General features: G+C 61.9%; 23 protein-coding genes. 17 read left to right on the top strand and 6 right to left on the bottom strand.

The window, feature by feature from the left end:
• The first annotated feature begins 22 nt into the window (after positions 1-22).
• The 6 genes from GJB56_RS17905 (at position 23) to GJB56_RS17880 (ending at position 9,886) form a co-directional block, all read left to right on the top strand.
• The gene (locus tag GJB56_RS17905) at positions 23-4,669 is read left to right on the top strand and encodes an NAD-glutamate dehydrogenase (RefSeq protein ID WP_230091002.1); all 4,647 of its coding nucleotides are present in this window, start codon (positions 23-25) and stop codon (positions 4,667-4,669) included.
• Between the two features lie 109 nt (positions 4,670-4,778).
• Positions 4,779-5,534, top strand: coding sequence for a histidine utilization repressor (gene hutC, locus GJB56_RS17900; protein ID WP_180279588.1), 756 nt, complete (start codon positions 4,779-4,781; stop codon positions 5,532-5,534).
• A 217-nt stretch (positions 5,535-5,751) separates the two neighbouring features.
• Positions 5,752-7,146 carry a serine hydrolase domain-containing protein gene (locus GJB56_RS17895; RefSeq protein WP_021331962.1) on the top strand — a complete coding sequence of 465 codons (1,395 nt, stop codon included), beginning with the start codon at positions 5,752-5,754 and terminating at the stop codon, positions 7,144-7,146.
• Between the two features lie 98 nt (positions 7,147-7,244).
• Positions 7,245-8,324: a dipeptidase gene (locus tag GJB56_RS17890; protein WP_113682567.1), complete on the top strand. Its 1,080-nt coding sequence runs from the start codon at positions 7,245-7,247 to the stop codon at positions 8,322-8,324.
• A 32-nt stretch (positions 8,325-8,356) separates the two neighbouring features.
• A complete protein-coding gene (locus GJB56_RS17885) occupies positions 8,357-9,292 on the top strand; it encodes an alpha/beta fold hydrolase (protein WP_020970826.1) in 936 nt (311 codons plus the stop codon).
• 87 nt (positions 9,293-9,379) lie between these two features.
• A complete protein-coding gene (locus GJB56_RS17880; protein ID WP_047888946.1) occupies positions 9,380-9,886 on the top strand; it encodes a ClbS/DfsB family four-helix bundle protein in 507 nt (168 codons plus the stop codon).
• On the opposite strand, the gene GJB56_RS17875 is transcribed toward GJB56_RS17880, so the two are convergent.
• A complete protein-coding gene (locus GJB56_RS17875) occupies positions 9,877-10,455 on the bottom strand; it encodes a GNAT family N-acetyltransferase (RefSeq protein WP_047888947.1) in 579 nt (192 codons plus the stop codon). The genes GJB56_RS17880 and GJB56_RS17875 overlap by 10 nt on opposite strands.
• Positions 10,456-10,669: 214 nt before the next feature.
• Between GJB56_RS17875 and GJB56_RS17870 the strand changes: the two genes are divergently transcribed.
• Positions 10,670-11,464, top strand: a complete 795-nt coding sequence (locus GJB56_RS17870) for an SDR family NAD(P)-dependent oxidoreductase (RefSeq protein ID WP_113682566.1) — start codon at positions 10,670-10,672, stop codon at positions 11,462-11,464.
• 1 nt (position 11,465) lies between these two features.
• Here the strand turns inward: GJB56_RS17870 and GJB56_RS17865 are convergent, their stop codons facing one another.
• The 4 genes from GJB56_RS17865 to GJB56_RS17850 are packed head-to-tail and all read right to left on the bottom strand — an operon-like array spanning position 11,466 to position 14,232.
• Positions 11,466-11,924: a nuclear transport factor 2 family protein gene (locus tag GJB56_RS17865; protein WP_021331968.1), complete on the bottom strand. Its 459-nt coding sequence runs from the start codon at positions 11,922-11,924 to the stop codon at positions 11,466-11,468.
• Between the two features lie 51 nt (positions 11,925-11,975).
• Positions 11,976-12,764 carry an SDR family NAD(P)-dependent oxidoreductase gene (locus tag GJB56_RS17860; protein WP_020909164.1) on the bottom strand — a complete coding sequence of 263 codons (789 nt, stop codon included), beginning with the start codon at positions 12,762-12,764 and terminating at the stop codon, positions 11,976-11,978.
• 30 nt (positions 12,765-12,794) lie between these two features.
• Complete coding sequence (locus tag GJB56_RS17855; RefSeq protein ID WP_019745334.1) at positions 12,795-13,091, bottom strand: hypothetical protein; 297 nt, start codon at positions 13,089-13,091, stop codon at positions 12,795-12,797.
• Positions 13,069-14,232 (bottom strand): Rieske 2Fe-2S domain-containing protein, encoded by a 1,164-nt coding sequence (locus GJB56_RS17850; protein WP_019745333.1) that lies wholly within the window; start codon positions 14,230-14,232, stop codon positions 13,069-13,071. The genes GJB56_RS17855 and GJB56_RS17850 overlap by 23 nt, the downstream gene beginning before the upstream one ends.
• 237 nt (positions 14,233-14,469) lie before the next feature.
• On the opposite strand from GJB56_RS17850, the gene hsaA reads away from it, so the two are divergent.
• The 7 genes from hsaA (at position 14,470) to GJB56_RS17815 (ending at position 20,410) form a co-directional block, all read left to right on the top strand.
• Positions 14,470-15,636 carry a 3-hydroxy-9,10-secoandrosta-1,3,5(10)-triene-9,17-dione monooxygenase oxygenase subunit gene (hsaA, locus tag GJB56_RS17845; protein ID WP_020970820.1) on the top strand — a complete coding sequence of 389 codons (1,167 nt, stop codon included), beginning with the start codon at positions 14,470-14,472 and terminating at the stop codon, positions 15,634-15,636.
• 38 nt (positions 15,637-15,674) lie between these two features.
• On the top strand, positions 15,675-16,967 hold the full coding sequence (locus tag GJB56_RS17840; protein WP_021331970.1) for a glutamine synthetase family protein: 1,293 nt from the start codon (positions 15,675-15,677) through the stop codon (positions 16,965-16,967).
• A 65-nt stretch (positions 16,968-17,032) separates the two neighbouring features.
• Positions 17,033-17,392 carry an ArsR/SmtB family transcription factor gene (locus GJB56_RS17835; RefSeq protein ID WP_003940373.1) on the top strand — a complete coding sequence of 120 codons (360 nt, stop codon included), beginning with the start codon at positions 17,033-17,035 and terminating at the stop codon, positions 17,390-17,392.
• Positions 17,385-17,846 carry an SRPBCC family protein gene (locus GJB56_RS17830; protein ID WP_021345567.1) on the top strand — a complete coding sequence of 154 codons (462 nt, stop codon included), beginning with the start codon at positions 17,385-17,387 and terminating at the stop codon, positions 17,844-17,846. Before GJB56_RS17835 ends, GJB56_RS17830 begins: the two co-directional genes overlap by 8 nt.
• A gap of 82 nt (positions 17,847-17,928) precedes the next feature.
• Entirely contained in the window at positions 17,929-18,810 is an 882-nt protein-coding gene (locus GJB56_RS17825) for an SMP-30/gluconolactonase/LRE family protein (protein WP_031330807.1), read from the top strand.
• Between the two features lies 1 nt (position 18,811).
• Entirely contained in the window at positions 18,812-19,828 is a 1,017-nt protein-coding gene (locus GJB56_RS17820; RefSeq protein WP_113682565.1) for a TIGR03617 family F420-dependent LLM class oxidoreductase, read from the top strand.
• Between the two features lie 30 nt (positions 19,829-19,858).
• Entirely contained in the window at positions 19,859-20,410 is a 552-nt protein-coding gene (locus GJB56_RS17815) for a pyridoxamine 5'-phosphate oxidase family protein (protein WP_019745326.1), read from the top strand.
• 79 nt (positions 20,411-20,489) lie between these two features.
• On the opposite strand, the gene GJB56_RS17810 is transcribed toward GJB56_RS17815, so the two are convergent.
• The gene (locus GJB56_RS17810; protein WP_020909157.1) at positions 20,490-22,022 is read right to left on the bottom strand and encodes an FAD-dependent oxidoreductase; all 1,533 of its coding nucleotides are present in this window, start codon (positions 22,020-22,022) and stop codon (positions 20,490-20,492) included.
• A 153-nt stretch (positions 22,023-22,175) separates the two neighbouring features.
• Between GJB56_RS17810 and GJB56_RS17805 the strand changes: the two genes are divergently transcribed.
• The 3 genes from GJB56_RS17805 to GJB56_RS17795 all read left to right on the top strand — a co-directional run bounded on the left by GJB56_RS17805 (position 22,176) and on the right by GJB56_RS17795 (position 26,374).
• The gene (locus GJB56_RS17805; protein WP_019745323.1) at positions 22,176-22,802 is read left to right on the top strand and encodes a TetR family transcriptional regulator; all 627 of its coding nucleotides are present in this window, start codon (positions 22,176-22,178) and stop codon (positions 22,800-22,802) included.
• 193 nt (positions 22,803-22,995) lie between these two features.
• Positions 22,996-24,159 carry a steroid 3-ketoacyl-CoA thiolase gene (locus GJB56_RS17800; protein WP_047889710.1) on the top strand — a complete coding sequence of 388 codons (1,164 nt, stop codon included), beginning with the start codon at positions 22,996-22,998 and terminating at the stop codon, positions 24,157-24,159.
• 34 nt (positions 24,160-24,193) lie between these two features.
• Positions 24,194-26,374 (top strand): acyl-CoA dehydrogenase, encoded by a 2,181-nt coding sequence (locus tag GJB56_RS17795; RefSeq protein WP_047889699.1) that lies wholly within the window; start codon positions 24,194-24,196, stop codon positions 26,372-26,374.
• Positions 26,375-26,380 lie beyond the last annotated feature (6 nt).

The following is a 26,380-nucleotide window of genomic DNA, read 5'->3' as shown; positions in this document are numbered from 1 at the left end:
GCTTTCGGCGGAAGGTGCTGACATGAGCCTCGTTTCAGTCGACATGACACCGGACTCCGAGAATGTGAGGAGGGTGTGCAGTAGGTATTTCGAGGGCTTGTCGGCTGATCGATACGCGGCGCTCGCCGAAGACCGCAAGCTTGCGATGGTCGCCGCGCACATGGATCTTTCGCGCCGACGGGGACACAACTCGTCGATCTCGAGACTCGCGCCGGCCGGGGAGCTGGGGGACGGGCCGGCAATTCAATACGTCGGCGACGACATGCCGCAGCTCGTCGAAGCGGTACTGGCGACACTTGCCCGCGCGCGCATGGAGCCGGAATTCGTGGTGCACCCTGTGCTTCGCACAGTCGTGCATCCGGCGCACAGCACCGAAGACGCCCGGGTCGGGGAGCGTGCCGAATCATGGATCCACATAGGACTACCCGCACATTGTTCGGACGCGCAGGCGCAGGTGATCGCTGATGACGTCGGCGGAATCCTCGACCGTATCGCGCGTGCCTTCCGCGATTCCGTGCCCCTGCGAGATCTCGTCGACGAGGCGCGCGGGCAACTGACCTCGGGCGGTCACGCCGAAGAAGCTGACTTCCTCCAGTGGTGCAGTGCAGGAAACTTCAGTGTCGTCGGCGGTGCGCGAACAATCGACAGGCACGAGCCGTACACACTCGGCGTGCTCCCCGATCCAACCCACTCTTCGGATTCGAAGGCGGTGCCCCTCTCGATCGGAGTGGTGTACCTCGGGCAAGGGTTCGGTGGATCCGCATACGCCACAGAGATCGACGTGTCCGTCGGTGACCGTGAATACCGATTCATCGGGTCCTTCACCTCGACCGGACTTGTCGCAGACGTCAGGCGGACCCCCCTCGTGCGAGGGCGCGTCGCAGACATCTTCGACGCCTCCGGATCCACCGTGGATTCGTTTGTCGGACAATCGATGCTGGCGGTGATTCAGTCGATTCCGATCACAGTCCTCTTTGCCGCCGACCCGGCCCGAATTGCGGACGCACTGGACGAACTCACTTCTGTGGACGGCCGCACGTCGTTCCATCTGTTTCTGCAACCCGTTGGATGCTCTCCGACGACGGGGCAAGACCAGGAGCTGTCGGCTTTGCTGTTCGTTCCGCGCGAGAAATTCAGTACGACGATCAGAACAACGGCCGAGTCGGTACTCGCCGAGGCGCTCGGTGCCCGCACCATCGAGTTCTCCAGCCGAGTATCGGAATCTCCCTTGGCCGTCGTGCATTTCACGGCCACAGTCGGCGGCGGCGCGAACTTTGCATCGGCGCGACAAGCGCGGGAGATTCGGGATCTCGTCGTCGACGCGTGCCTGACGTGGGACGAGCGATTCGTTCTGGATGCTTCGCACTACGACGAGCAGCGCAGGCGTGCTCAGTTCGCCGAGCAAGTTCCGGTGGCATACAAGCAGGATTTCGACGCCGTCCGCGCCGCCGAGGACATGGCGGTATTCGACGGACTCGAACTCGGAGAGGTGAGCCCACGGTTGGCCCGATCTGTCGACGGACCCGGTACTCACCGACTCGGGCTGTACGTATCAGGTGACCCGCTCTCGCTGGGCGAGGTTCTGCCCGTATTGCAGAGCCTGGGCGTCGACGTGGTCGACGAGCGTCCGTACGAGCTCGTCTCGGCAGGTTCGGAACAGTCCTGGATCTACGAGTTCACGCTCGACTATCCGAGTGCGCCGGTCGAAGGCTTCGACAACTTTGCCGCGCGGTTCGCGGCGACGTTTGCCGCGGTTCGAAACGGCTCCGCCGAGCCGGACTCGTTCAACGAACTTGTCGCGATCGCCGGACTCGGTTGGAAACAAGTAGTGGTGCTGCGGGCATACGCGGAGTTCTTGCAGCAAGCAGGATTTCCGTACAGCACCAGTCGCGTCGCCGAGGTACTTGCCGATCATCCCGAGATCGCCGCCGGTCTGTGCGAATTGTTCGAGAGCCGTTTCGATCCCGACGTCGTAGACGGAGATCGAGGTGCGCGTGCAGCAGCGGAGGTGGAAACAGCCGTGGCACAAGTGCAAGGACTCGACGCCGATCGGATCCTGCGCGCGTTGTCCGAGCTGGTCCGTAACACGTTGCGTACCAACTACTTCGTTTATGGCACCGAATCGCTCGGCGCACTCTCGTTGAAGTTCGATTCGGAGAAGCTGTCCGTATTGCCCTTCCCTCGACCGAAGTTCGAGATATTCGTGTACTCACCCGATGTAGCAGGTGTGCACCTTCGCTTCGGTACGGTTGCCCGCGGCGGCTTGCGCTGGTCGGATCGGAAAGAGGACTTCCGCACCGAGGTCCTGGGATTGGTGAAGGCGCAGGCAGTCAAGAACGCGGTCATCGTGCCTGTCGGTGCGAAGGGCGGATTTGTCGTCAAACGCCCGCCGGTTCCAGGACAGGGTGTAGACGCAGACCGAGAAGCCACGTTGGCGGCCGGGATCGAGTGCTACCGATCCTTCATTCGCGGACTACTCGATCTGACCGACAACGTCGACAAACAGAGCGGCGCCGCTGTCGCGGCGCGAAGGGTCGTTCGCCACGACGGGGACGACACTTATCTTGTTGTCGCCGCGGACAAGGGCACTGCAAAGTTTTCCGACATCGCGAACGACGTTGCCGCGCAGTACGGATTCTGGCTCGGCGACGCCTTCGCATCCGGCGGATCGGTCGGCTACGACCACAAAGCCATGGGTATCACGGCGAAGGGCGCCTGGGAGAGTGTCAAGCGGCACTTCCGGGAATTCGGCGTCGATACCCAGCACGACGACTTCACCGCGGTGGGGATCGGAGACATGAGTGGTGACGTCTTCGGCAACGGTATGTTGTGCAGCAAGCACATTCGTCTCCTCGCGGCGTTCGATCATCGGCACGTGTTCGTCGACCCGAACCCGTCACCTGAGCGCTCGTACGACGAGCGATCACGTCTCTTCTCGCTCCCACGATCGTCGTGGGCCGACTACGACCCGACCTTGATCAGTGCGGGTGGCGGAGTGTGGGAACGCTCGGCGAAGCGCGTTCCGATCAGTGACGAGATGCGACAGGCACTGGGTCTCGACGCCGACGTCACCGAACTGACTCCACCGCAACTGGTTCGGGCGATTCTGCGGTCCCCGGCAGATCTCTTGTGGAACGGCGGCATCGGAACGTACGTCAAGGCCTCCGGTGAGTCCGACCTCGAAGTCGGCGACAAGAGTAATGACGCGGTTCGGGTGAACGGCAACGAAGTGCGTGCACGTGTGATCGGTGAAGGAGGCAACCTCGGCCTCACCCAAGCAGGACGAATCGAATACGCGCGTATCGGCGGACGGATCAATACAGACGCCCTCGACAATTCCGCGGGAGTCGATTGCTCCGATCACGAGGTGAACATCAAGATCCTTCTCGACTCCCTGATCAGCTCAGGCGTCGTCGCGGACTCACATCGCGACGCACTGCTCGAATCGTTGACCGATCAGGTCGCCGAACTCGTTCTTGCAGACAACCGTTCACAGAACGAACTGATGGGCACCACGCGTGCGGATGCGGGGGCAATGATCGGCGTGCACGGCAGAGTGATTTCGAACCTCGAATCTCGCGGAATCGTCGACCGCGTCATCGAAGGGTTTCCGACCAAGAAGCAGTTCGCCGCGGCCGAGAAGACGGGAACGGGGCTGACGTCGCCGGAACTCGCCACACTGATGGCCCACGTCAAACTCGATCTGAAATCCACGCTGTTGGCTGGAAGCTCGATCGACAACCAGATCTACCGCAAGGCGCTGGTGAACTACTTTCCGGAGGGCGTTCGAGATGCAGGGGGCGACGCCCTCGACCGGCACCCACTGCGGCGCGAGATCGTCGCGACCGTGCTGACGAACAACGTCATCGATCGGGGCGGCATCACCTATGCGTATCGGCTCGGTGAAGAGGTCGGCGCTGATCCGGAAGACGCGGTACGTGCCTTCACCGTGGTTTCCGAGGTGTTCGGACTGTGGAAGTTGTGGCACGACATCAGCAAAGCCTCGATCTCGACCGCCGTATCCGACGAGTTGATCCTGCTCACCAGGCGACTGCTCGACCGGGCGTCACGGTGGATGCTGACGCGTCGGCCGCAACCGCTGGCCGTCGGGGCCGAGATCAGCAGATTCGGTGATCGCATCGCGGAGGCGTCGACCGAGCTCGATGACTGGCTGGTAGGCGCAGATCAGCGGAACCTGGCTGCGCGAACGGTCCTCATCACGGACAAGGGCGCGCCGGAGAACCTGGTCAGGCGAGTGGAGATATTGCTCGATCAGTTCGGACTGCTCGATGTGGTGGAGATCGCTGACCTCGCCGATCGCGCAATCTCGGAGACCGGTGAACTCTACTTCCGGCTCGGTGAGCATGTTGGGCTCGTCCCGATGCTCAATCGAGTGTCGGCATTGAGCAAGGACGGAAAATGGAACGCATTGGCGAGGTTGTCGCTGCGGGACGAGTTGTACTCGACGGTGCGGGCCTTGACCCTCGACGTCTTGGCCGACGCGGAAGCGGGTGACTCGACAGCGGAAAAACTCTCCAGGTGGGAAGAAAGGAATGCGTCGAGAATCGAGAGGTCAACTCTCGCGCTCGCCGAGATCGAGGCATCGGGGCAACACGATCTTGCTGCGCTTTCGGTTGCGACGAGCCAATTGCGGCGCATGGTGGGCTAGGCCCGGCGCGGACGCCCGCGGATTGATCGGAAAGGTGCGCGAGACGGATAGACTTCGAAGGCCGAACGGGAGAACCGACTCGGTGGTTTTCGACGAACGGGTGGTGGCGATGGCGATTGCTGAAGTGGACGCAGAACTCGCCGTGCTGTTCAACGAGGTAGGCGGCGAGTCCGCCCCTGCCTACGAACGGGTGAAGAACCTCGTGGTCTCGCAGATCAATTCGGGGCGGTGGACCGAAGGCGATCAGCTGCCTTCGGAAAATCAACTGGTCAGTGCGCTTGGGTTGTCACGTATGACGATCAACCGAGCGCTTCGTGAACTCACCAGCGACGGTCTGATCGTGCGGATGATGGGGGTCGGTACTTTTGTCGCCGCCACGAAGACCGCGTCCCCGCTGTTCGAAGTAAAGAACATCGCCGACGAGATTCAGCGCCGCGGCCACCGTCATCGAACCGAGGTCGTGTTCGTTCGTGAGGAAGAAACCGACCACGGGCAGACGTTCCTTCGTGAATCGGTGGGCAAACGGGTGTTCCATTCGCTGATGGTGCACTTCGAGGACGAAACCCCGATTCAGGTGGAAGACCGGTTCGTGAATCCGAACGAGGCGCCCGACTATCTGCGCCAGGACTTCACCGCGATCACCCCCAACAACTACTTGAGTGACGTTGCGCCTCTGGTTCGCGGCGAGCATGTCGTGGAAGCAGTGTTAGGGAGCCCGGACGAATGCGAGCTGCTCCGCATCGATCGAGGGGAACCGTGTCTGTTGATTCGCCGCCGCACCTGGTCGGCCAACGGGTTGGTCAGTGCGGCGCGCTTGATCCACCCCGGTTCACGCAATCGCTTGGAAGGAACCTTCGAGCGCTGATCGTTTCGAGTGGGGAGTCCTGAACGCAGGCTCGTCCGATCGCACCATTTTCGGGGTCGAGTTCGGTGCAATCGACCAGGACGTGACTGCGAGCACACTGAGATCATGGGTGGACGGTTATTGCTTCCGCAACCTCACTTCCCGACGAGTGAGACCTGAGCGGATCGCCGCAACGCTGTCTACGCCACTGGCTTCCATGATCGAAGGAGTTCGACCTGTGACCGACTTGCCCAAGGACCTACTTGTCGCCCCGAAGTGGCAGGAACGCCTCGACGAACTGGCAGCCAAGCATTCGGTACCTGGCGCGCAGGTCGGTGTGATCGCGCTGGGCGAAGACGGTGCAGCGGATATCCGTGTCATCACCACCGGAGTGACGAGCCTGAACACGCGTGTCGACGTCGACGCCGACACCCTGTTCCAGTACGGATCCGCGAGCAAGATCTGGACGACGACGCTGATCATGCAGCTCGTCGACGAGGGCAAGCTGACGCTGGACACCCTGGTGGTGGAGGTGCTTCCGGAGTTCACGATCGCGGATCCTTCCAACACGAAGGAAATCACGATCCGCCAGTTGCTCACGCACACAAGCGGTATCGACGGAGACCTGTTCAACGACACCGGCGACGGCGACGACTGCGTCGAGAAGTACGTCGACGAACTCGCGACCGCGATCAGCGTCACCGAGCCCGGCGGGCATCTGAGTTACAGCAATGCAGGTTTCGCCGTTGCCGGCCGTATCGTCGAGGTTCTTCGTGAGATGACGTGGGACGAGGCGTTGGTCGAATACCTCTGGAAGCCACTCGGATTGACGCACATCATCACCAAGGCCAAGGATGCCCCGCTGTTCCGCACCGCCGTCGGTCATGTGGCGAACCCGGATCGGACGTCGCCGGACAAGGTGGTTCCGACCAAGCAGTGGCTGCTTCCGCGCGGTATCGGTCCGGCCGGGATCATCACCGGATCCGTCAGCTCGCTTCTGACCTTCGGTGCTGCACACATGCGTGACGGCCTCGCGTTGACGGGTGAACGCATCCTGTCCGAAGAATCCGCGCGTCTGATGCGCACCCCACAGTTCGACCTGACCGCGGTTTCGAGCGTCGATCAGGCCTGGGGGCTCGGCTGGATCCTGTCCGACTGGGGCGGTGTGACGTCCGCGCAGCACGGTGGTGCGACGATCGGCCAGATCACTCGTTTTCACACCTTCCCCGAGCTCGGCCTGGCCATGGCAGTTGTCACCAACTCGCGTGGTGGCGGCGCCCTGGCTCACGACATCGAGAAGGAGATCGCTAAGGAACTCGATCTCGTTCTGCCGGAGCCGAAGTCCGAACCGGATGCAGCAGACATCGATCTGTCTCACATTCTCGGGACCTATGAATCGACAACCGTTCGAATCGAACTCACGCGTGGCGACGACGGCGGATTCCAGGTTCAGAACTTCGCCAAGGTCGAGATCGACGGCGAGCCGCCGGCCCCGCCCACCAAGGTCGTGCCTCTGTCTGCTTCCCGGTTCTCGATCAGTAACGAGAGCGCTTCTGGCGAGATGGCTCACCTCACGATCGATGGCGAGGAATATCTGTACATGACACGGCTTTTCAAGAAGATTTCCGGCTAGCCGCGGCGAGATGATTCTCTCCGCTGAATGAAATCTCGGGCAGGTCGAGGGCGATGAGGGCCCTCGACCTGCCCGCACTACTTTCTCGAGGAAAACTCATGTTGAAACCTCTCGCTCCTTTTCCGGACGTGAATCACCCAGCGGCACTGGATGCTTACGGCCTTGCGCCGGTCATCGACGGTCACAACGATCTGGCATGGACGGCTCGCGAAACTGCCGCATACTCGGTGGAAAATCTGGAGAAGGATTCCATCTTCCAAACCGACATCGACAAACTCGGTCGCGGTGGCGTCGGTGCGCAGTTCTGGTCGGTTTACACCCCGTGTGACAGGACGGAGGCCGAGGCTGTTCAGTACACACTCGAGCAGATCGACTACGTGTACCGGATGATCGAGCGGTACCCGGATACTTTCGAATTCGCGCGCACCGGTGACGACGTGCGTCGCATCTGGAGCGAGGGCAAGGTCGCGTCATTGTTAGGCGCGGAGGGCGGTCACAGCATCGGCAGTTCGCTCGGCGTCCTGAGAATGATGGCGCGCCTTGGTCTTCGGTACATGACTCTGACGCACAACGACAACACCGGGTGGGCGGACTCCGCGACGGACACGCGCGTACACGGCGGGCTGGCCGACTTCGGTCGCGAGATCGTGCGCGAAATGAACCGGCTCGGCGTGCTCGTCGATCTGTCGCACGTCTCGGTGGAAACGATGAGAGATGCCATCGAGACGTCGTCGGCGCCGGTGATCTTCAGCCATTCGTCCTGCACTCAGCTATGCGGTCACCCCCGCAATGTTCCCGACGACGTCATGAGGCTGCTCGCGGACAACGGCGGGGTCATCATGATCGCCTTTGTGCCCATGTTCCTTTCTTCCGAGTACAACGAGTGGTTCAAAGGCGGGCGGGTCGGCCCACGGCCGGCGATGACGGTGGACCATCTGGCCGATCACGTCGAGCATGCCCGAGACGTCGCGGGCATCGACCACATCGGTTTGGGAAGTGACTACGATGGGTTCGACGACTTTCCGGACGGTATGCAGGACGTATCCGGTTTCGCGGTGTTGATAGACCGTCTGGCGGAACGCGGTTGGTCCGCGGAGGACTTGGCAAAGCTGATGGGCAACAACGTGTTGCGTGTGCTCGACGAGACCAGTGCGGCCTCGATATCGAGCCTTTCCTAGCCGTATCGACGCCCGAGAAGATGAGGATGAGAATGAAGAAGATTCGTACCGTTGCACTGAAGGTGGTTGCTTCGGTGTCCGTAGTTCTGGTTGTGCTGGTATCGATAGCGCTCGTATTCAACGTCGGCTCCAGCAAGGCGAACGTTCCGACCGCGGAAACGGGCAACCAGTTCGTGTCCGTCGACGGCAAGAACATGAGCTACTCGATTCGCGGCAGCGGTGATCGGACCATCGTGCTGCTGCCCGGGTTCGGAACGTCCGCACCGATCCTCGACTTCAAATCACTCATCGACGAGCTTGCACCTGACTACCGCGTTGTCACGATCGAGCCCTTCGGCTACGGATACAGCGACGCAACCGACAAGGACCGCACGGCTGAGAACATCGTCGAAGAGATACACGAGGCTGTGCAGGCCTTGGGGATTGACGAATACATCCTCATGGGTCACTCCATCACAGGTGTTTATGCCTTGGACTACACCGCGAAGTACGGCGACGAGGTCACCGCTTTCGTGGGCATCGACAGCAGCGTCCCGGGGCAGCCGAACATGGACACCAAGTTCCCGATCGAAGTCTTCCGCGTTGCAAAGAAATTGGGCTTCTCCGACGTTCTGGCGAAACTCGGTGGCAGTGAGGAAACCGATGCCTACCTCGATGAAGCCGAGAAGGCAGAGATGAGCCGACTGGTCGCGAAGAACAACTTCAGCGACACGTATCTCAACGAAATGGATCACCTTTCCAGCAACTTCGCCGCGGCGATCGGCAAGACGTTCCCTGCCGATCTCCCGATTCTGTTGTTCGCTGTACAGAATTCCAAGGTCCAGGGCTGGACAGAGCTGCACGAAGGACAGGCAGCATCGGTCGATCATGGTGAATTGGTCTTGCTGGACGGAGACCACTACCTACACCACACCAAGTCGAAGGAGATCGCCGAGAACCTCGAAAGGTTCCTGGGCGAGCTGAACTGAAACTCGTAGGACGTTAATGTTGAATGCGGGGCCATCGAGTCGAGATGGTCCCGCTTCTTCTTTCTCTACTGATCGTTCGGAGGCATTGTGGCGCAGACCTTGTCACGTGAGGAACTGGCGAGTGCGCTGGACTCGGCGTATTCGAAACTCGACGCGTTACTCGACGGCGTCGCCGAGGCCGATGCGTTCGACGCCGTTGCCGTCGATGCGTGGACGGTGCACGACGTACTCGCTGTGCGTGTCTGGTGGGCAGAGGCCGTCGTAGAGTGGATAGGTGCCGGACTGCAAGACGAGACACCGCAGACGCCGGCTGCGGGTTACAAGTGGACGCAAACACCCGCGCTGAACCAGTCGGTGGTCGAGGCGAGTGCAGGTACCTCGGTTCGAGAGCTTCGGGATCGTTTGCGCGCGGCTGTCGCAGCGCTGCGTCGATACGTGGGAACTCTCGAAGACGATCAACTGCTGTCGGTCGGGGTTTTCTCGTGGACCCGGACGTGGCCGGTCTCGAGGTGGATCGCCGTCAACACGATCACCCAATACACGTCGTTGTCGAAAATGATTCGGCGAGTGCTGAAGTCGAACAATCAGCCCTGAAGTCGATGCATCCGCCATACGTCCGGTCCGTCGGGGAGCGAGGTCTGGCCGACGATCGTGAAACCGAACCGTTGGTACAGCGGGAGATTTCGTTCGGTCGACGTGTCGAGCCAGCAAGCCTGTTCGGTTCGATCCAGTTCCGCCAAAGCATGTTTCAGTAGTGCAGAGCCCAATCCACTGCCCTGCGAACGCGGTGTCGTACCGATCGTTGCCAACGACCACGCGTGCTCGAGGGCGGGAAGCGCAGACAGTTGTTCGTCAGCCTGGAGAACGCGCTCGAACCGATCTCCGTGCAGTTCCACGATCTTCTCGACAGTCGCTTCATCAGGCTCCGGGGCGTCGGGCGGCAGGACTGCGATGACGCCGTTGCCTGAATCATCGATGTATGAACGTCCGAACGGTAGTGCCAGGTGTTCGAGGTAGATCCGTTGCAGAGCGGCGACCCGTTCCGCGTGAGAGTCTTCGGCGACGCACCAGTTCGTCCAGGGATAGTCGGCAAAAGCCTCGCCGAGAACCTCGGCGGCACGGTCGAGGTCGTCGATGGACAGCGGTCGAACAGAATTCTGCATAGTGCCACTTCAGCACAGTGGAGTCTTCTGTCGCCACTCGATTTCGGCGGTGTAGCAGGTGCGCGGGCCGTGGTCACGTACTTGTGAGTTCATTCAAGAAAGTTGGACGCGGCTGTCGATCCTGCGTTCACTGGTAGTGATCGGGTAATCGCCGAGCTGTCAATTTCGGGCACATGAGATCCGGGTACGGCGATTCCCCGCGAAGGGAATGAATATGAACAGGCTCGAAGGCAAAAATGTAGTGATCACCGGCGCCGCCAGCGGAATCGGGCGTGCAGCAGCACAACTCATGGCGGCAGAAGGCGCCAAGGTGCTGGTCGCCGACCTCGATCCAGCTCGAGCGGAGGAAGCAGCGGCGGCGATACGCGAGAGCGGCGGCACTGCGCTGGGTTTCGGCGTCGATGTCATGAACGAGGAGTCCCTGGCAGCGATGATCGAAAGGGCGGTCGCCGAATTCGGTGGCATCAACGTCTTGTGCAATCACGTGGGCGGTAGTAATCCGCGCAAGGATCTCGACCTGCTCCGGATGGACCTGGACGAGTGGGATCGCGTGATGTCGCTCAACGTCCGCAGCACTGTCGTCGCTTCACGACTTGCCATTCCGCACATGAACAGTGCCGGTGGAGGATCGATAGTCAACACGGCCTCGGTCGGTGGATTGATCGGGGATTCCCTGCAGTCTGCCTACGGATCCGCCAAAGCGGCAGTCATTCGTCTGACGCAGTACATAGCAGTCCAGTACGGAGCAAACGGTGTTCGGTGCAACGCCGTAGCGCCGGGCGCGATCATGACACCCGCACTCGTGGAAAACATCCCCGCTGATGTCATCGACGGCATGAAGCAGGCAAACGCGCTGCCCTACCTCGGTGAGCCCGAAGACATCGCACACGCCATGCTCTACCTGGCGTCGGACGAATCTCGCTACATGACGGGGCAGACCTTGGTGGTCGACGGTGGACTCACCAGCAAGAGTCCACTCGCGACCGGCCGTTCGTCGATGTTGAGCTGAGTCAGCTCCGCCAACCGCTGGGGCCGGCGCCCAGAACCTCGATGGATCCCTGACTGGCGTGTGAATGCTTGGTGCGGTGCGTCATTCGCCACCTTCCGTCGATTCGGGTCCAAGAATCGTGGTAGTCGCCGAGGGTGAAGAAGTTCAGGTGAGCTTTGCTCCCGGTGCCCACATGCATGTCGCTGACATAGGAGCGGCTGGTGGCAATATCACCGACCACCTCGACCAGCACGTTGCCGATCAGATGTTGGGTGGGACCGCACTCGTCGAGGAACGAGCGGATGGAAGCCACAACCTCAGCAGGTCCACGAAGAGTTCCGGTTCCCAGTTCTGCCGTAGCGTCCGGAGTCATGATCCGGTGGAGTTCATCCCAGTCCCGCGCGTCCATGGCTCGGGCGAACTCGAAAATGGAGCGGGTGATCTCGCGTTCGTCGAGAAGAGTGGTGATGTCGACGCCCATGCTGTGCGCCTTTCTTAACGTCGGGGGGTTAATAAAGGCGCACAGCAGAAGTCAGCGGTTCAGCAGCTTGCGCATCGCTTCGGCAGCGCCCTTGACCATCTTGTCTCGGGGGAAGCCGCTGCGCTTCTTGGCGCCTTCGTAGTTTCCTGCAGCAACCCAGATCGGGCCGTCGGCAAGGTGTTCGAGGCCTTCGCGTGCAACGTCCTCGGGCTCTGCGACGTTCATGCCCGGGATGTCGAAGTTCAATCCCGCGCGAATCATGGCCGGCGTGCGAGTGACACCGAGAATGAACTCGACGACGTGAACGCCGTACGGCTGGAGTTCGAGCCACAGGCTTTCGGCGAAGATGCGACCGAAAGCTTTCGAGGCCGCGTAGATGCTCTGGTGCTCGGAGCCCATGAATCCGGCCAGCGAACCGAGCAGCATGATGCCGCCTCGTCCGCGATCCTTCATCAAACCGCCGAAGTGGTGCGAGAGTTCGAGTTGCTTGTTGATGTTCAGCTCGATGACTCCGGCAAATCCCGTCAGATCACCGGTCACGAACTCGTGGCCGTAGCTGTTGGCGCCGGCGTTGAAGATGAGCAGGCCGACCTCGACGTCGTCGGTGACAGCCTTGATCTGGTCGAGCGCGTCGGGAACCAATAGATCCAGTGCGAGAGTGCGTACTTCGACGCCGTTGGCGCGTGCCTTGGCCGCAGTCTCCTCGAGCGGCCCCGGCTTGCGGGCGATGAGAACGAGGTTGATGCCGATCTTGCTGAGCTCGTCGGCGAACCCTGCGCCGACACCTTCGGAACCGCCGGCGATGACTGCCCACGGGCCGTAGTACTGGGGATCGATCATTACTACCTTCTTCGAAAGATGTTGGCTCGGCTAGTGAAACGGAGCGGGTACTGGTTCGCTGTCGTCGACGATCGGCTGAGGCACCGGCTCGTCGTTGAGAATCTCGAGCTTGCCGGCCGTTGCAGCGTTCACGATGGACGCGATCAAGGCGCCGCACTCCTTGCGGGGAGCACCGGGTCGTCCCTCACGTTGCCCGAATTCACGGTCGTCGGCGATTTCGAGGCACTGGGCGCGGGCCTGGTCACTCCACTGAACGGTGGTGTGTTCCCAACTGTTCTTCTGGACCAGGACCTGCGCCTTGCACTCAGCGCACTGAAGAGGCTGCATCTTCGTCTGCCTTCTTCGCAGCGAGGTTGTCTTCGACTTCCTTCTGCCAGGCGGCGACGGGTCGCGCGGTGTCGAGTTCGAATTCGAAGCGTTCGGTCATCTCGGGAGCGATGTCCGCGACGTCGACGTAGAACTGCTCGTACCAGCGGCGGAGCTGGTAGACCGGGCCATCCTCTTCGCACAGGAGCGGGTTCTCGATGCGAGTCTTGTTCTTCCAGATCTCGACGTCCTGCTCGAAGCCCTTGGCGATGAACGTGCCGAAGTTCGCGGCCATCGCATCGGCGGCTTCACCCTGGAAGCGATCCGACTTCTTGACGATGATGCCGTACTGGAGCACGAACTTGTCAGCGCTGACCGGGTAGTGGCAGTTGATGAGCACAGAGTCGACGTTGTAGTCCTCGTACTCGTAGGTCAGGTCGTCGACCATGAAGGAGGGGCCGAAGTACGTGGCAACCGAGTTGCTGCCGACCATCTTCGGGGTGCCTGCTGCGTGGGGACGCATATCGGAGCGAGCGACGCCGCGCATGTACTGCGTTGCGGCGTGGCCTTCGAAGACGTTCTTGAAGTACGTCGGGAAGGAGTAGTGCACGTAGAAGAAGTGCGCCATGTCGACGATGTTGTCGACGATTTCACGACAGTTGGTGTCGACGGTCGTGGTGTACCAGACCCAGTCGCTCCACTCGTCGCTGAGCGCGCCTTCGATACGGGGGATGGCTACGTCGTCGGTCGGCGGGTTGCCCTCGGGGTCGTGCCAGACGAAGAGCATGCCGTCCTGGTCGAGGGTCTGCCATGCGCGCGTCTTGGCCAGCGGGGGAACGCGGCGTGCATAGGGAATCTTCTGGCACTTGCCGTTGCCGCCCCAGCGCCAATCGTGGAACGGACAGGCAATGGCGTCGCCCTTGATGGTGCCCTGGCTCAGGTCGCCACCCATGTGACGGCAGTACGCGTCGAGGATCTTGACGTTGCCTTCACTGTCGGCGAAGACGACGAGCTTGGTGCCGAACGCCTCGATGGAGTGCGGCTGGCCGTCCTTGAAGGACTCCGTGAGCCCAATGCAGTGCCATCCACGTGCAAAGCGAGTAGGCGCGGTTCCAGCTTGGATCTCGCGAACTTCGTCGTTGTCGGACTGATTGATCGTCACGATGAGTCCCGTCCTTTCCAGGGTCAGTGTCGACGCCCGACGCTAGGGGAGCGTGAATTACCGCTGGGGCCTCGTCTCACTGGCCGGGACCAGCGGCGAGCGAGTGGATCCGGCGGCTAATCCCGGCCTCCGGGACTTCCGATCATCGGAACGCGTGACCGACATATCGTGACGGGGCAGCCGTTATGTCTATCTGCCGATCCGCTCCCTCACGGTTCGGTGCGAGGAGTGTCTTCCATGGTCAACAAGGTTCTGAGCTCAGTCCGTGATCTGCTTCCGAAGATCGCGGCCCGCGCTCAGAAGGTCGACGATTCGCGCAAGATCTCCGAACGGACCATCCGGGAGCTTTCCGAAGCCGGCGTCTTCTCCATGCTGGCGCCCAAGAGATATGGGGGCGCCGAGAGCGACCCGGTCCACTTCTACGAAGTGGTCAGGGCAATCTCCGCTGCCTGTGGTTCGACCGGTTGGGTCGCGTCGGTGGTGGGAGTGCACCCGTGGCATCTGGCGCTTTTCGACGACCAGGCACAGGCCGACGTGTGGGGAGAGGATCAGACGACGCTCATCTCGTCCGCGTACGCGCCGGTCGGTCGACTGACGGCGGTGGACGGTGGTTACGAACTGTCGGGCCAGTGGGGCTTCTCTTCCGGCTGTGATCACGCGAGTTGGGCATTGCTGGGCGCGATGGTGGTCGGGATGGACGGCCGGCCGGTCGATTTCATGACGGTGTTGGTGCCGCGTACGGATTACGAGATCCGAGATGTCTGGGATGTCGTGGGGATGCGCGGCACCGCGAGCAACGAGATCGTGGTCGACAAGGCCTTTGTGCCCGAGCACCGATTGAAGCGCAACTACGAGACCGCACAACTTCGCGGCCCAGGCCAAGCAGTCAATCCTGGTCCGCTGTACAAGCTTCCGTTCGGGAGTATCTTCACCTCGACGGTCGCGGCTCCGTGTGTGGGCATCGTCGCAGGTTGTTACGAGGGATACCTGGACGTGATGCGTGAGCGGGTCCGTCTGAGCTTGGGTGGTGGACGGTTCAGTGAGGACCAGTTCGCTCAGGTTGCCGTCGCGCGTGCGTCGTCGGAGATCGATGCCGCGATTCTGCAGATGGATCGCAATATCCGGGAGATGTACGAACTTGCTGTCGCCGGCAAGGAGCTTCCGCTCTCGATGAGGCTGCGCGCGCGTCGTGATCAGGTTCGCGCGACGGAACGTTCGGTGGAGGCGATCGACATGCTGTTCAAGACAGCAGGCGGGAACTCCCTCTCTCGCGGAAACCCGATCGAGCGTGCGTGGCGAGACGTTCATGCGGGCAGCGTTCACGTTGCCAACGAACCCGAGCGCGCGTTGGCGCTGTACGGCCGGGCGGCGTTCGGACTGCCGGTGGAGGACAACCTGATCTGACCGGTTGGCGCGCCGCCGAGTGGGGTATTTGCCTCTGGATGAGGGAAGTTCCGGCGCTGACTATCGGCTCGATCGTGGACATGGCGGGTGTCGCGCGGGCGAAAGTGATGCCGGCAGGCCGAAGCGGTGTCTTCGAGGAAGTCGGTGCGGGGGTCTCGCCGAGTTGGAATGTTTTCTGCAGCGACGATCGGATTGCCTTCACCGATTCCTTTTCCGTCGTGGGTGATCTCCGGTTGCGTATCGACCGCTCCGACCTCCGCGATCTCGGCGGGGGCGTGTCGTGGGCGCCGGCCACTTTGTACGAGCAAGACGGTTCGACGGCTGCCGTGTGCACTCGGTCCGCACTCACTGCCGTCGTGGCGCGGCTTGCTGCCTACGGACTGGAAGCTCGCGTGGGTCACGAGATCGAATTCACTCTTTTCGGTGATGCGTGCGACGGAGCGTGGTCGGCGTACGGGTTAGGTGCAGTCCTTCGCCGCGAGGACTTCCTCAAGGACCTTCTGCGCAATGCCGAACGCGCACAACTTCATATCGAGCAAGTTCATGCGGAGTACGGACCGGATCAATTCGAGATCTCCATCGCTCCGAGCGCTCCTGTTCAAGCGGCCGATCTTGTGGTGCTTGCCCGGATCTTGATCAGCCGCACTGCCAGAGCCCATGGATTGGCGGCATCGTTTTCACCGATACCTACGATCGGAGGTGCAGGGAACGGTGCACACCAGCACTTTTCGTTGATCTCAGGTGGGCGGCCCGTCTTCTCCGGTGGTGGTCAGGACTACGGGATGACCGACGAAGGATCATCAGCTTTGGGTGGAATCCTTTCTCACCTCACGGAATTCACGGCCGTCTTTGCTTCCTCGCCGCTCTCCGGCCTCAGGCTGCGTCCGGACAATTGGTCGGGGGCCTACGTCTGTTGGGGGCTCGAGAACCGGGAAGCGGCACTGAGGTTCTGCACGGAGTCACTGTCGAATCCACACGGCGCCAACGCCGAAGTCAAGATCATCGATCCATCGGCCAATCCGTATCTGGCCACCGCTGCGGTACTCGGTCTTTCGCAGATCGGTATCGACAATGCCGCGCCATTGCCGCCTGAAATCGTGGTGAACCCGTCGACTCTCACAGAGGCGGAACGTGATGAGCGCGGGGTGACCCGAGTCCCCACCGATCTCGGCGAGATCGTGCAGAAGTTCAACTCCTCCTCGGTGGCGAGGGAAATCTTCGGGGAGTCGATCATCGAAGCGATGGTGTCCGTGAAGGGAGCTGAGCAGGAGACGTTCTCCCAGATGGACGAGGCGACAACCGTCGAGAGGCTTCGATACACCTGGAGTTGAAGGGGTTGACGCTTAGGATCGTGAGTTCTATGTTTAAGTTATTCCTTAATTAAGGAGTTGCTTACATGGACGAGCGAAGTGGTCGACTCGATGCAGTGTTCAGCGCACTGGCCGACCCGACGAGGCGTGAAATGCTCTCTCGCCTGACGGATGGTTCGATGACCGTCGGTGAGCTGGCCGAGCCGTTCGAGATGAGTCGGCCCGCCATCTCGCAGCATCTGAAGGTGCTCGAGCGAGCCGGTCTCATCGAACGAACCGCCACCGCGCAATGGCGCACCTGCACCCTTCGAGCAGAGGGGCTCGACGACGCCAGCGCATGGGTCGACGAACACCGGCGCGGTTGGAACGAACGCTTCGACCTCCTCGACGAGCGTCTACGTGAGCTGAAGCAACGTCGACCGAAGAAGGAGAAGGACAATGAGTGACCAGAATGCCGATGCCACCGCAGAATTCACCATCACCCGGATCTTCGATGCGCCGCGTGACCTTGTCTGGCAAGCGTGGACCGATCCCGACGAGGCGGCGCGGTGGTGGCACCCCGAGGGTGTCAGCAGCCCTCGGGAGCACGTCACGATCGACCCCAGAGTTGGCGGAACGTACCGCTACCTGATGATCAACGACGAGAATGGTGCCGAGTTTCCTACCGGTGGAACCTATCTCGAGGTCGACGAGCCGAAGAAGCTAGTCTTCACCTGGGGGGATCCGGGAGATTCGGTGGACACCGCGCCTCGAATCACGGTCACGCTCGCAGATCGGGGAGACAAGACCGAGATGACATTCCATCTGGTCGGGATCCCGGGTTTCAAGGGCGACGGCAACGTCTACGACGGGTGGGAATCCGCGTTCGACGTGCTGGACAAGGTATACCGCGGCGAGTAGTCGGGAATCGGACACCGCCACCGGGGCACCGGTGATTGAATGGAGTGAACACACCATTCAATCACCGACGTGGGAGAGCCTGATGGCACCAGAGGTTGCGGTAGTTCTCGAGGGATATACCTACTTCGAATGCCCGCGCTGGCACGAGGACCGAATCTGGGTGTCGGACTTCTATACCTACCAGGTGATTTCGGCCCGTGAGGACGGGACCGACGTACGCGTCGAGGCGGAGATTCCAGGGCAGCCGTCCGGGTTAGGGTGGCTTCCGGACGGCAGATTACTGGTTGTCTCCATGCGGGACCAGAAGATTCTGCGGCGAGAATTCGATGGCGATTTGGTGGTGCACGCAGACTTGTCCGGGTACGTGAGTGCCAACGTCAACGACATGCTGGTCGACGCGCAGGGACGAGCGTACGTGGGCAACTTCGGGTTCGACCTGATGAACCTGGCCCCCGTCGAGACGGCAGATCTCCTCCGCGTCGACCCGGACGGATCGGTGCACGTCGTGGCGCGAGATCTCCACTTCCCCAACGGGATGGCTCTGACGTCGACCGGAGATCTGCTCGTGGACGAAACGCTGGGAAATCGAATCAGTGCGTTTGCCGTCCGGCCCGACGGCTCTCTGGGCGAACGCCGTGATTGGGCGTCGTTCGGGCCGGTACCTGGTGGACCCGAGATGGAGACCACCCTCGCTGAGATCGTCGTTGCGCCCGACGGATGTTGCATCGACGGAGACGATTCGATGTGGGTGGCCGACGCACTCGGAAGTCGAATTCTCCACGTCGACCCGTCTGGCAAGATAATCGATGAAATTGCCTTCGACAGCGGCGTCTTCGCTTGCGGGCTCGGCGGTTCCGACGGTCGTACGCTGTTCGTCTGTGCCGCCCCGGACTTCAACGAACACGCTCGCAAGGTGGCAACAGAAGGAAAGCTGCTGTCGATTCGTCTGGAGCCTTTGGGCTGACATGGAATTGGTGACCTCGCTACCTGCCGACACTCCGCTGCGGCAGGTGGCTCAGCACGTCGAACGCATCGAGAACCTCGGTTTCGACACGGTGCACATCTCCGAGACCATTCGCGACCCCTTTGCCGTGGCGGCACTGGCCGTCGAGCACAGCAGTACTCTCACTGTCCGGACGTCGATGGTTGTCGCGTTTGCGCGCAGTCCCATGGTGACGGCTTTGGCTGCCTGGGATCTTGCAGGTTTCTCGGGTGGGCGATTTCAACTGGGGCTCGCAACGCAGGTGCGCGGGAACATCGTCGGGCGGTACTCGATGCCGTGGACCAATCCTGTTGCACAACTGCGCGATTACGTCAGTGCTGTAAGGGAGATATTTCAAGCGTTCCAGACGGGCGGCGAACTCGACTATGCCGGCTCGCACTACACCTTCAACCGACTGCAGCCCTACTTCAATCCGGGGCCGCTCGACGTTCCAGCTCCCGAGATCTGGACCGGGGGAGTGAACTCCCGCATGTGCTCACTGGCAGGAGCCGTCGCCGACGGCTTTGTTGCTCACCCCACCAGCTCCCATCCGAAGGTGCTCGCGGAGAGGATCATTCCATCATTGACGGCAGGAGGAAGGAAGCCGCGGCTGATTGCCGTTCCGAATACGATCACCGGCAAAGATCGTGCCGCGATACTTGCTCGACGAGAAGCGGTACGCAGTGAACTTGCCTTTCTCTACTCCACACCGGCATATCGAACCGCGCTCGAGGTTCTCGGCTTGGCGGGGATCGGCGAGAAGCTGACTGCGATGGCACGAACGGGTGATTGGGCTCGACTACCAGCTGTGCTCACGGACGATGTTCTCGACATCTTGGTCACGCAATGCACCTACGCCGAACTCCCCGGGGTGCTGAGTTCGAAATACGCGAGTCTCTGCGACGGCATTGCACTGGCAGTGCCGGCGGATCCCGCCGACGACCGCGCCTTCGCAGCGATGTGTGAGGAGATTCGAGCCGCCGCAGCGTCTGCCCCGTGACGTCCAGTCGGCGCGAACTACACTCTCGACATGGGGCGCGTCTACGAAGGCATCGATGAAAAGCTCACCACGTGGTTGCAGGCCCAACCGCTGTTCGTCGTTGCTACCGCACCTTTGTCTCCTGACGGGTTGATCAATTGCTCACCCAAAGGGGGAGTCGGATCGTTCGTGGTGCTGACATCCACCCGCGTGGCGTACCTCGATCTCACTGGCAGCGGTGTGGAAACCATCGCGCACGTGCGCGAGAACTCGCGAATAACCCTGATGTTCATGGCATTTGACGGACCACCGAAGATCGTTCGACTGCACGGTCACGGACAAGTTCTGCCCGCAGGGTCGGAACCGTTCAACGAGCTTGTCGGTAGGTTCCCCGAGCACCCGGGACTGCGGTCGATCGTCGTGGTCGATCTGACGCGCATTTCGGATTCGTGCGGATACGCAGTACCGCTGATGGACTACCAATCCGATCGTGACGTGCTCGACCGCGTAGCGGAGAAGAGGGGTCCGGAGCGGCTCATCGCCTATCGCGCCGAGAAGAACGCGAAGAGTGTGGACGGGTTGCCCGGTCTCGACCCGGAGTGATACAACATCGCGACGCCGTGAGAAAGAGTGTGGGGCAGGTGATTCTGACATTGCCTGCCCCACGACCTCGTTGTGCTGGTTACTTCGCCATGTCCTGAGCTGCTCGGTACGAGAAGACCATGGCCGTGCCGAGTGGAACTCCGGGGCCGGGGTAGAAGCGGCCGCTCAGTGACGCGCTCGTGTTGCCGGCGGCGTACAGGCCGTCGATGGCGCTGCCGTCAGCACGCAGGACTCGGCCGTTGACGTCGGTGACCAATCCGCCTTTGGTGCCGAGGTCACTGAGGACGATGCGGGCCGCGTAGAACGGACCGTTCTCGATGGCCGTCAGTGCCGCATTCGCGCCGCCGTTGGGTGGGCAGAAGAACGCGTCGTACGGGTCTTCGCCGCGATGGAACTCTTCGTCGACGCCCAGTTTTGCGGCATCGTTGAACTTTTCGACAGTGCTGCGCAATGCGTCGGCCGGTAGTCCGGTCTTGGCAGCGAGTTCTTCGAGAGTGTCGGCACCGACCCACGTTCCGGCTTCGAGGTGCTTTGCGGGCGCCGTGTTCGGGATGCAGATGGCGGGCAGTCCGCCACCCTCGCGCGAGTCGAAGATCATGAACGACGGCACGGCAGAGCCGTTGTCGTCGTGAGCATCCATGGCTCGTCCGAACTGGTCGTACGGAAGCGACTCGTTGAGGTAGCGCTCACCGGCGCTGTCGACGACGAGCCCACCGCGAACGCCGACCATGAAGGCGGCGCTGCCGTCGGGCTGCTCGACGCCGGGGCAGAACCACGCCTGATCGAGCAAGGCTGTTGCGCCGCCGACAGCAATACCGGCAGAGATCGCGTCGCCGGTGTTGGCGCCGAAGGGACCCATACTCCAGATCGCCTTGCCGGGGGTGCCTGCCTGCTCACGCATCTCGGCGTTGCCTTCGATGCCGCCTGCTGCCATCAGGACACCGCGGTTCGCCTTGATTCGCTGGGTTTCGCCGCCGGATTCGACCTCGGCGCCGACAACACGGCCGTCTTCCACGATCAGGGAGGTGAGGACGGATTCGGTGCGAAGTTCTGCCTTACCGGTGCTCTGAACTGCGGCCAGCAGACGGCCGATCAGTGCGCGCCCACCGATCATCGGGCCGGGAGCATGATCCTGACCGGTGCGGTCTTGGTCCAGTTCCGGACGCACCTTGCCGGCGAGGTCACCGATGTCGGCGGGATCGAGATCTAGAGGGTTGATGGATCGTCCCGTGTCCATCCGGCCTTCGGCTTTGTAGTAGTCGGGGAACGCACGGAACTCGAATTCGATGTTCGGGTTCTGCTCGAGTAGAGCGACGACAGCGGGAGCAGTCTCGACGTAGGCGTCCTGGCGCTCGGACTCGGCGTCACCGAGCAACGCGCGCAGATAGGTGCGGGCATTCTCGGTCGAGTCGGGAAGTCCGGCGCGTTCCTGCACCTGGGTACCTGGGAGCCAGATCGAGGCGCCCGAGTAGGCGGAGGTCCCGCCGAAACGATCGGTTTTCTCGAGGACGATCGTCGTCAATCCCTGAGCAGCGGCGGTATATGCGCCGGTCAGCGCTCCGCCGCCGGAGCCGACTACCAACACGTCGCACTCGCTGGTCCAGTCCTGCATCATTGCGTCCTTACTCCAAGAGGGTGGGGTGTCCACGGAATACCGCACGGCACTGGAAGGCCATGCCAGGTCCCACTGAGCGGGCAATATGCCGAGATGGGTGGTCCAGGTGAGAGAATTAGCGCGGTCGTTCGCGGCCGGGACACATAATCGATGATGGGGGCGACGTTGCCGAGAATTGCCGAGGTCAGGGACGCTGCTGAGCCCAGTTCGGACGAGCAGCGGGCGCGCCATGTGCGGATGCTGGAAGCGGCCGCCGAATTGGGGACCGAGAAAGAACTCTCACGGGTTCAGATGCACGAAGTTGCCAAGCGGGCAGGCGTGGCCATCGGCACTCTTTACCGCTATTTTCCTTCGAAGACGCACCTCTTCGTTGCTGTGATGGTCGAGCAGATCGATCAGATCGGCGACAGTTTTGCCAAGCATCAGGTGCAGTCGGCCAATCCGCAGGACGCCGTGTACGAGGTCCTGGTGCGCGCGACTCGCGGGTTACTGCGTCGGCCGGCCCTTTCGACTGCGATGCTGCAGTCGTCCAGTACCGCCAACGTCGCGACGGTGCCGGACGTGGGCAAGATCGATCGCGGCTTCCGGCAGATCATCCTCGATGCGGCCGGGATCGAGAACCCGACCGAGGAAGACAACACCGGGTTGCGTCTGCTGATGCAGCTGTGGTTCGGGGTCATCCAATCGTGCCTCAACGGTCGAATTTCCATCCCGGATGCGGAGTACGACATCCGCAAGGGGTGCGACCTGCTTTTGGTGAATCTCTCACGACACTGACGTGACCTCGCCCCTTCTCGGGGTGGGTTCGTCGTGTTCTCAAAATTGAAATCAATTCTATTATTTGAGTCAGACTTGGTTCAAAGATGACGTTCATTCCGGCATTGCCCTGACATCAACAATAGAATACATTACAGAAAAGTTGACGGTGAGTCAGCTCACCGACCGAAAACTCCACGAAGGAGCGCACATCATGGGTCATGCAGTCATCGTCGAGGCCGCTCGGACACCGATCGGCCGTCGTCGCGGCGCCCTGGCGGGGCTGCACCCCGCCGAGATTCTGGGAGCAGCGCAACTCGGCGTTCTCGAACGAGCAGGCGTCGCACCGGAAGACATCGGGCAGATCATCGGTGGCTGTGTCACCCAGGCAGGTGAGCAGTCCAACAACGTCACGCGGCAAGCGTGGCTGCACGCCGGATTGCCGTACAGCACAGCGGCAACCACCATCGACTGCGCCTGTGGATCTGCCCAGCAGGCAGTGCATTTGATCTCCGGCCTGATTTCCTCAGGTCAGATCTCGGCCGGTATCGGCTGTGGCGTCGAGGCGATGAGCCGTGTGTTCCTGGGCCAGGCAAACGCGCCCGGTACGGGAAACCCGTACCCGGACGACTGGACCATCGACATGGGCGACCAGTTCACCTCTGCGCAGCGTATCGCCGAGAAGCGTGGCATCACACGCGCCGACGTCGACGCCTTCGGCCTGGAATCGCAGCGCCGCGCAGCCCAGGCTTGGGCAGAAGGACGCTTCGACCGTGAGATCGTGCCCGTCAAGGCTCCTGTCGTCACCAAGGAAGGTGTGCCGACCGGTGAGATCGCCACTGTCACGCGCGACGGTGGCCTGCGCGAGACGACAGCCGAGGCGCTGGGCGGACTCAAGCCGGTCATCGAAGGCCATATCCACACCGCCGGCAACTCGTCGCAGATCAGTGACGGCGCGGCTGCGGTACTGCTGATGAGCGAAGAGCGCGCGCAGGAGTTGGGATTGAAGCCCCGCGCGCGGATCGTCGCGTCCGGCATGGTCGGATCTGATCCCTTCTATCACCTGGACGGACCGATCGAGTCCACTCAGATGGTGCTCGACAAGGCCGGAATGACTCTGAACGACATCGATCTCGTCGAAATCAACGAAGCGTTCGCCTCGGTAGTGCTCTCCTGGGCGCAGGTTCACGACGCAGATCTGTCCAAGGTCAACGTCAACGGCGGTGCGATCGCACTCGGGCATCCCGTCGGTTCGACCGGCGCTCGTCTGATCACGACCGCGCTGCACGAACTCGAGCGCTCGAACAAGTCCACGGGGCTGGTCACGATGTGCGCCGGTGGCGCTCTCTCTACCGCCACCATCATCGAACGCATCTGACCCGTACTCAAACTGTCGAATTGACGAGGTAGACATGACCATTGGATTGAGTGAAGAAGATCGTGACCTCCGCGACTCCGTACGGGGCTGGGCGGCACGTCACGCAACACCCACCGCTATCCGTGAAGCGGTCGAGGCGAAGGTCGAAACTCGCCCCCAACTCTGGAGCGGGCTTGCCGAGCAGGGACTTCTCGGACTACACGTGGCCGAGGAATTCGGCGGCGCTGGATACGGATTGGTCGAGCTCGCGATCGTCGTCGAGGAACTCGGGCGCTCCATGGTTCCCGGCACGTTCCTGCCGACAGTCGTGGTCAGCGCCGTTCTCAGCGACGCCGGAGTCACCGCTCCGCTGGCCGGACTGGTCGACGGCAGCACGCTCGGAGCCGTTGCACTGCAGCCGGGTTCGCTGAAGATCGCCCGCGACGGCGACACCGCCACCCTCAGCGGAACGTCCAGCCAGATTCTCGGTGGCCATGTCGGCGACGTGTTCCTCCTCGCGACGGACAGCGGATTCGTTCTGCTCGGACGTGACCGCCTCGAGGTCACGGACTTGGCCAGTTACGACGTCGTACGTCGTAACTCCGAGGTCACCGTCGACGGTCTGATCCTCGCCGATTCCGAGATCCTCACCATCGATACGCAGCGTGTACTCGACATTGCCGCAACACTGTTCGCGGCCGAGGCATCAGGTTTGGCCGACTGGGCCGTCACGACCTCGGCCGACTACGCGAAGGTGCGTCAGCAGTTCGGTCGCCCGATCGGCCAGTTCCAGGGCGTCAAGCACAAGGCCGCTCGGATGCTCGCTCTTGCCGAGCAGGCGCGCGTCTGCGCGTGGGACGCTGCGCGCGCACTGACGCCCGCCAACGGCGTCGGTGCCGAAGAGGCTTCTCTCGCAGCAGCCGTCGCTGGAGCCACGGCCCTCGAAGCCGGCTTCTCCGTCACGCGTGACTGCATCCAGGTGCTCGGCGGAATCGGCTACACGTGGGAGCACGACGCGCACCTGTACCTGCGCCGCGCGCAGTCCCTGCGAATTCTGCTGGGTTCCACGGCATCCTGGCGTCGTCGCGTTGCCGAGCTGACCATTGCCGGCACCCGTCGCGTGCTCAGCATCGAGTTGCCGCCCGAGGCCGAGGCGATCCGCGCCGACGTCCGCGCCGAGCTCGCTCCTGCACTCGAACTCGAAGGTGCCGCGCAGAAGACGTATCTCGCGGAAAAGGGCTACACCGCACCGCACTTCACGGCTCCGTGGGGCAAGTCCGCCGACGCCGTCAGCCAGCTGGTCATCGCCGAAGAACTGCGCGCTGCGAAGATCAAGCCGCACGACATGATCATCGGCAACTGGGTCATCCCGACGCTCATCGCGCACGGCAACGAAGAGCAGCTTGCCAAGTTCGTCCCGCCGTCATTGCGCGGCGACATCGTCTGGTGTCAGCTCTTCTCCGAGCCCGGCGCAGGTTCCGACCTCGCGGCTCTGAGCACCAAGGCCACCAAGGTCGACGGTGGCTGGAAGTTGCAGGGCCAGAAGGTGTGGACGTCGATGGCACGCGACGCGCACTGGGGAATCTGCCTCGCGCGCACCGACGCCGACGCCCCCAAGCACAAGGGCCTGTCCTACTTCCTGATCGACATCAAGAACAGCGGCCTCGACATTCGCCCGCTTCGCGAGATCACCGGTGAAGCGCTGTTCAACGAAGTCTTCTTCGACGACGTCTTCGTCCCCGACGAGTGCCTGGTCGGCGAGCCGGGCGACGGCTGGAAGCTCGCTCGCACCACACTGGCCAACGAGCGTGTCTCGCTGTCCAACGACTCGTCTCTCGGATCGGGTGGTGAGGCTCTTCTGAGCCTGGTCGACGGACTACCCGGTGGCATCGACGACGAGCAGCTGACGGTGCTCGGAAAGGTGCTGTGCGACGCGCAATCCGGCGGTCTGCTCGGTCTGCGCACCACGCTGCGCTCGCTCACCGGCGCGCAGCCGGGGGCCGAATCCTCGGTGGCGAAGTTGATCGGTGTCGAGCACATCCAGCAGGTCTGGGATGTGGCAATGGAGTGGGCCGGGCCGAGTTCACTTCTGGGCGACCAGCATCGGATGTCTGCAACCCAGATGTTCTTGAACTCGCAGTGCATGTCCATCGCGGGTGGTACAACCAATGTTCAGCTCAACATCATCGGTGAGCGAATCCTGGGTCTGCCTCGCGACCCCGAACCGGGAAAGTGACCTGCA

The organism is Rhodococcus sp. AQ5-07, from assembly GCF_009707305.1.
Lineage (GTDB): Bacteria > Actinomycetota > Actinomycetes > Mycobacteriales > Mycobacteriaceae > Rhodococcus_F > Rhodococcus_F erythropolis.
Note: the sequence above shows the minus strand (reverse complement) of the source record. Positions and strands in the feature narration are given on the sequence as shown.

Coding starts and splice junctions, on each gene's coding strand:
- GJB56_RS17905 (WP_230091002.1), top strand. CDS start 23: ATGAGCCTCGTTTCAGTCGACATGACACCGGACTCCGAGAATGTGAGG.
- hutC (WP_180279588.1), top strand. CDS start 4,779: ATGGCGATTGCTGAAGTGGACGCAGAACTCGCCGTGCTGTTCAACGAG.
- GJB56_RS17890 (WP_113682567.1), top strand. CDS start 7,245: ATGTTGAAACCTCTCGCTCCTTTTCCGGACGTGAATCACCCAGCGGCA.
- GJB56_RS17885 (WP_020970826.1), top strand. CDS start 8,357: ATGAAGAAGATTCGTACCGTTGCACTGAAGGTGGTTGCTTCGGTGTCC.
- GJB56_RS17875 (WP_047888947.1), bottom strand. CDS start 10,455: ATGCAGAATTCTGTTCGACCGCTGTCCATCGACGACCTCGACCGTGCC.
- GJB56_RS17870 (WP_113682566.1), top strand. CDS start 10,670: ATGAACAGGCTCGAAGGCAAAAATGTAGTGATCACCGGCGCCGCCAGC.
- GJB56_RS17865 (WP_021331968.1), bottom strand. CDS start 11,924: ATGGGCGTCGACATCACCACTCTTCTCGACGAACGCGAGATCACCCGC.
- GJB56_RS17860 (WP_020909164.1), bottom strand. CDS start 12,764: ATGATCGATCCCCAGTACTACGGCCCGTGGGCAGTCATCGCCGGCGGT.
- GJB56_RS17855 (WP_019745334.1), bottom strand. CDS start 13,091: ATGCAGCCTCTTCAGTGCGCTGAGTGCAAGGCGCAGGTCCTGGTCCAG.
- hsaA (WP_020970820.1), top strand. CDS start 14,470: ATGGTCAACAAGGTTCTGAGCTCAGTCCGTGATCTGCTTCCGAAGATC.
- GJB56_RS17840 (WP_021331970.1), top strand. CDS start 15,675: ATGAGGGAAGTTCCGGCGCTGACTATCGGCTCGATCGTGGACATGGCG.
- GJB56_RS17835 (WP_003940373.1), top strand. CDS start 17,033: ATGGACGAGCGAAGTGGTCGACTCGATGCAGTGTTCAGCGCACTGGCC.
- GJB56_RS17830 (WP_021345567.1), top strand. CDS start 17,385: ATGAGTGACCAGAATGCCGATGCCACCGCAGAATTCACCATCACCCGG.
- GJB56_RS17825 (WP_031330807.1), top strand. CDS start 17,929: ATGGCACCAGAGGTTGCGGTAGTTCTCGAGGGATATACCTACTTCGAA.
- GJB56_RS17820 (WP_113682565.1), top strand. CDS start 18,812: ATGGAATTGGTGACCTCGCTACCTGCCGACACTCCGCTGCGGCAGGTG.
- GJB56_RS17815 (WP_019745326.1), top strand. CDS start 19,859: ATGGGGCGCGTCTACGAAGGCATCGATGAAAAGCTCACCACGTGGTTG.
- GJB56_RS17810 (WP_020909157.1), bottom strand. CDS start 22,022: ATGCAGGACTGGACCAGCGAGTGCGACGTGTTGGTAGTCGGCTCCGGC.
- GJB56_RS17805 (WP_019745323.1), top strand. CDS start 22,176: ATGATGGGGGCGACGTTGCCGAGAATTGCCGAGGTCAGGGACGCTGCT.
- GJB56_RS17800 (WP_047889710.1), top strand. CDS start 22,996: ATGGGTCATGCAGTCATCGTCGAGGCCGCTCGGACACCGATCGGCCGT.
- GJB56_RS17795 (WP_047889699.1), top strand. CDS start 24,194: ATGACCATTGGATTGAGTGAAGAAGATCGTGACCTCCGCGACTCCGTA.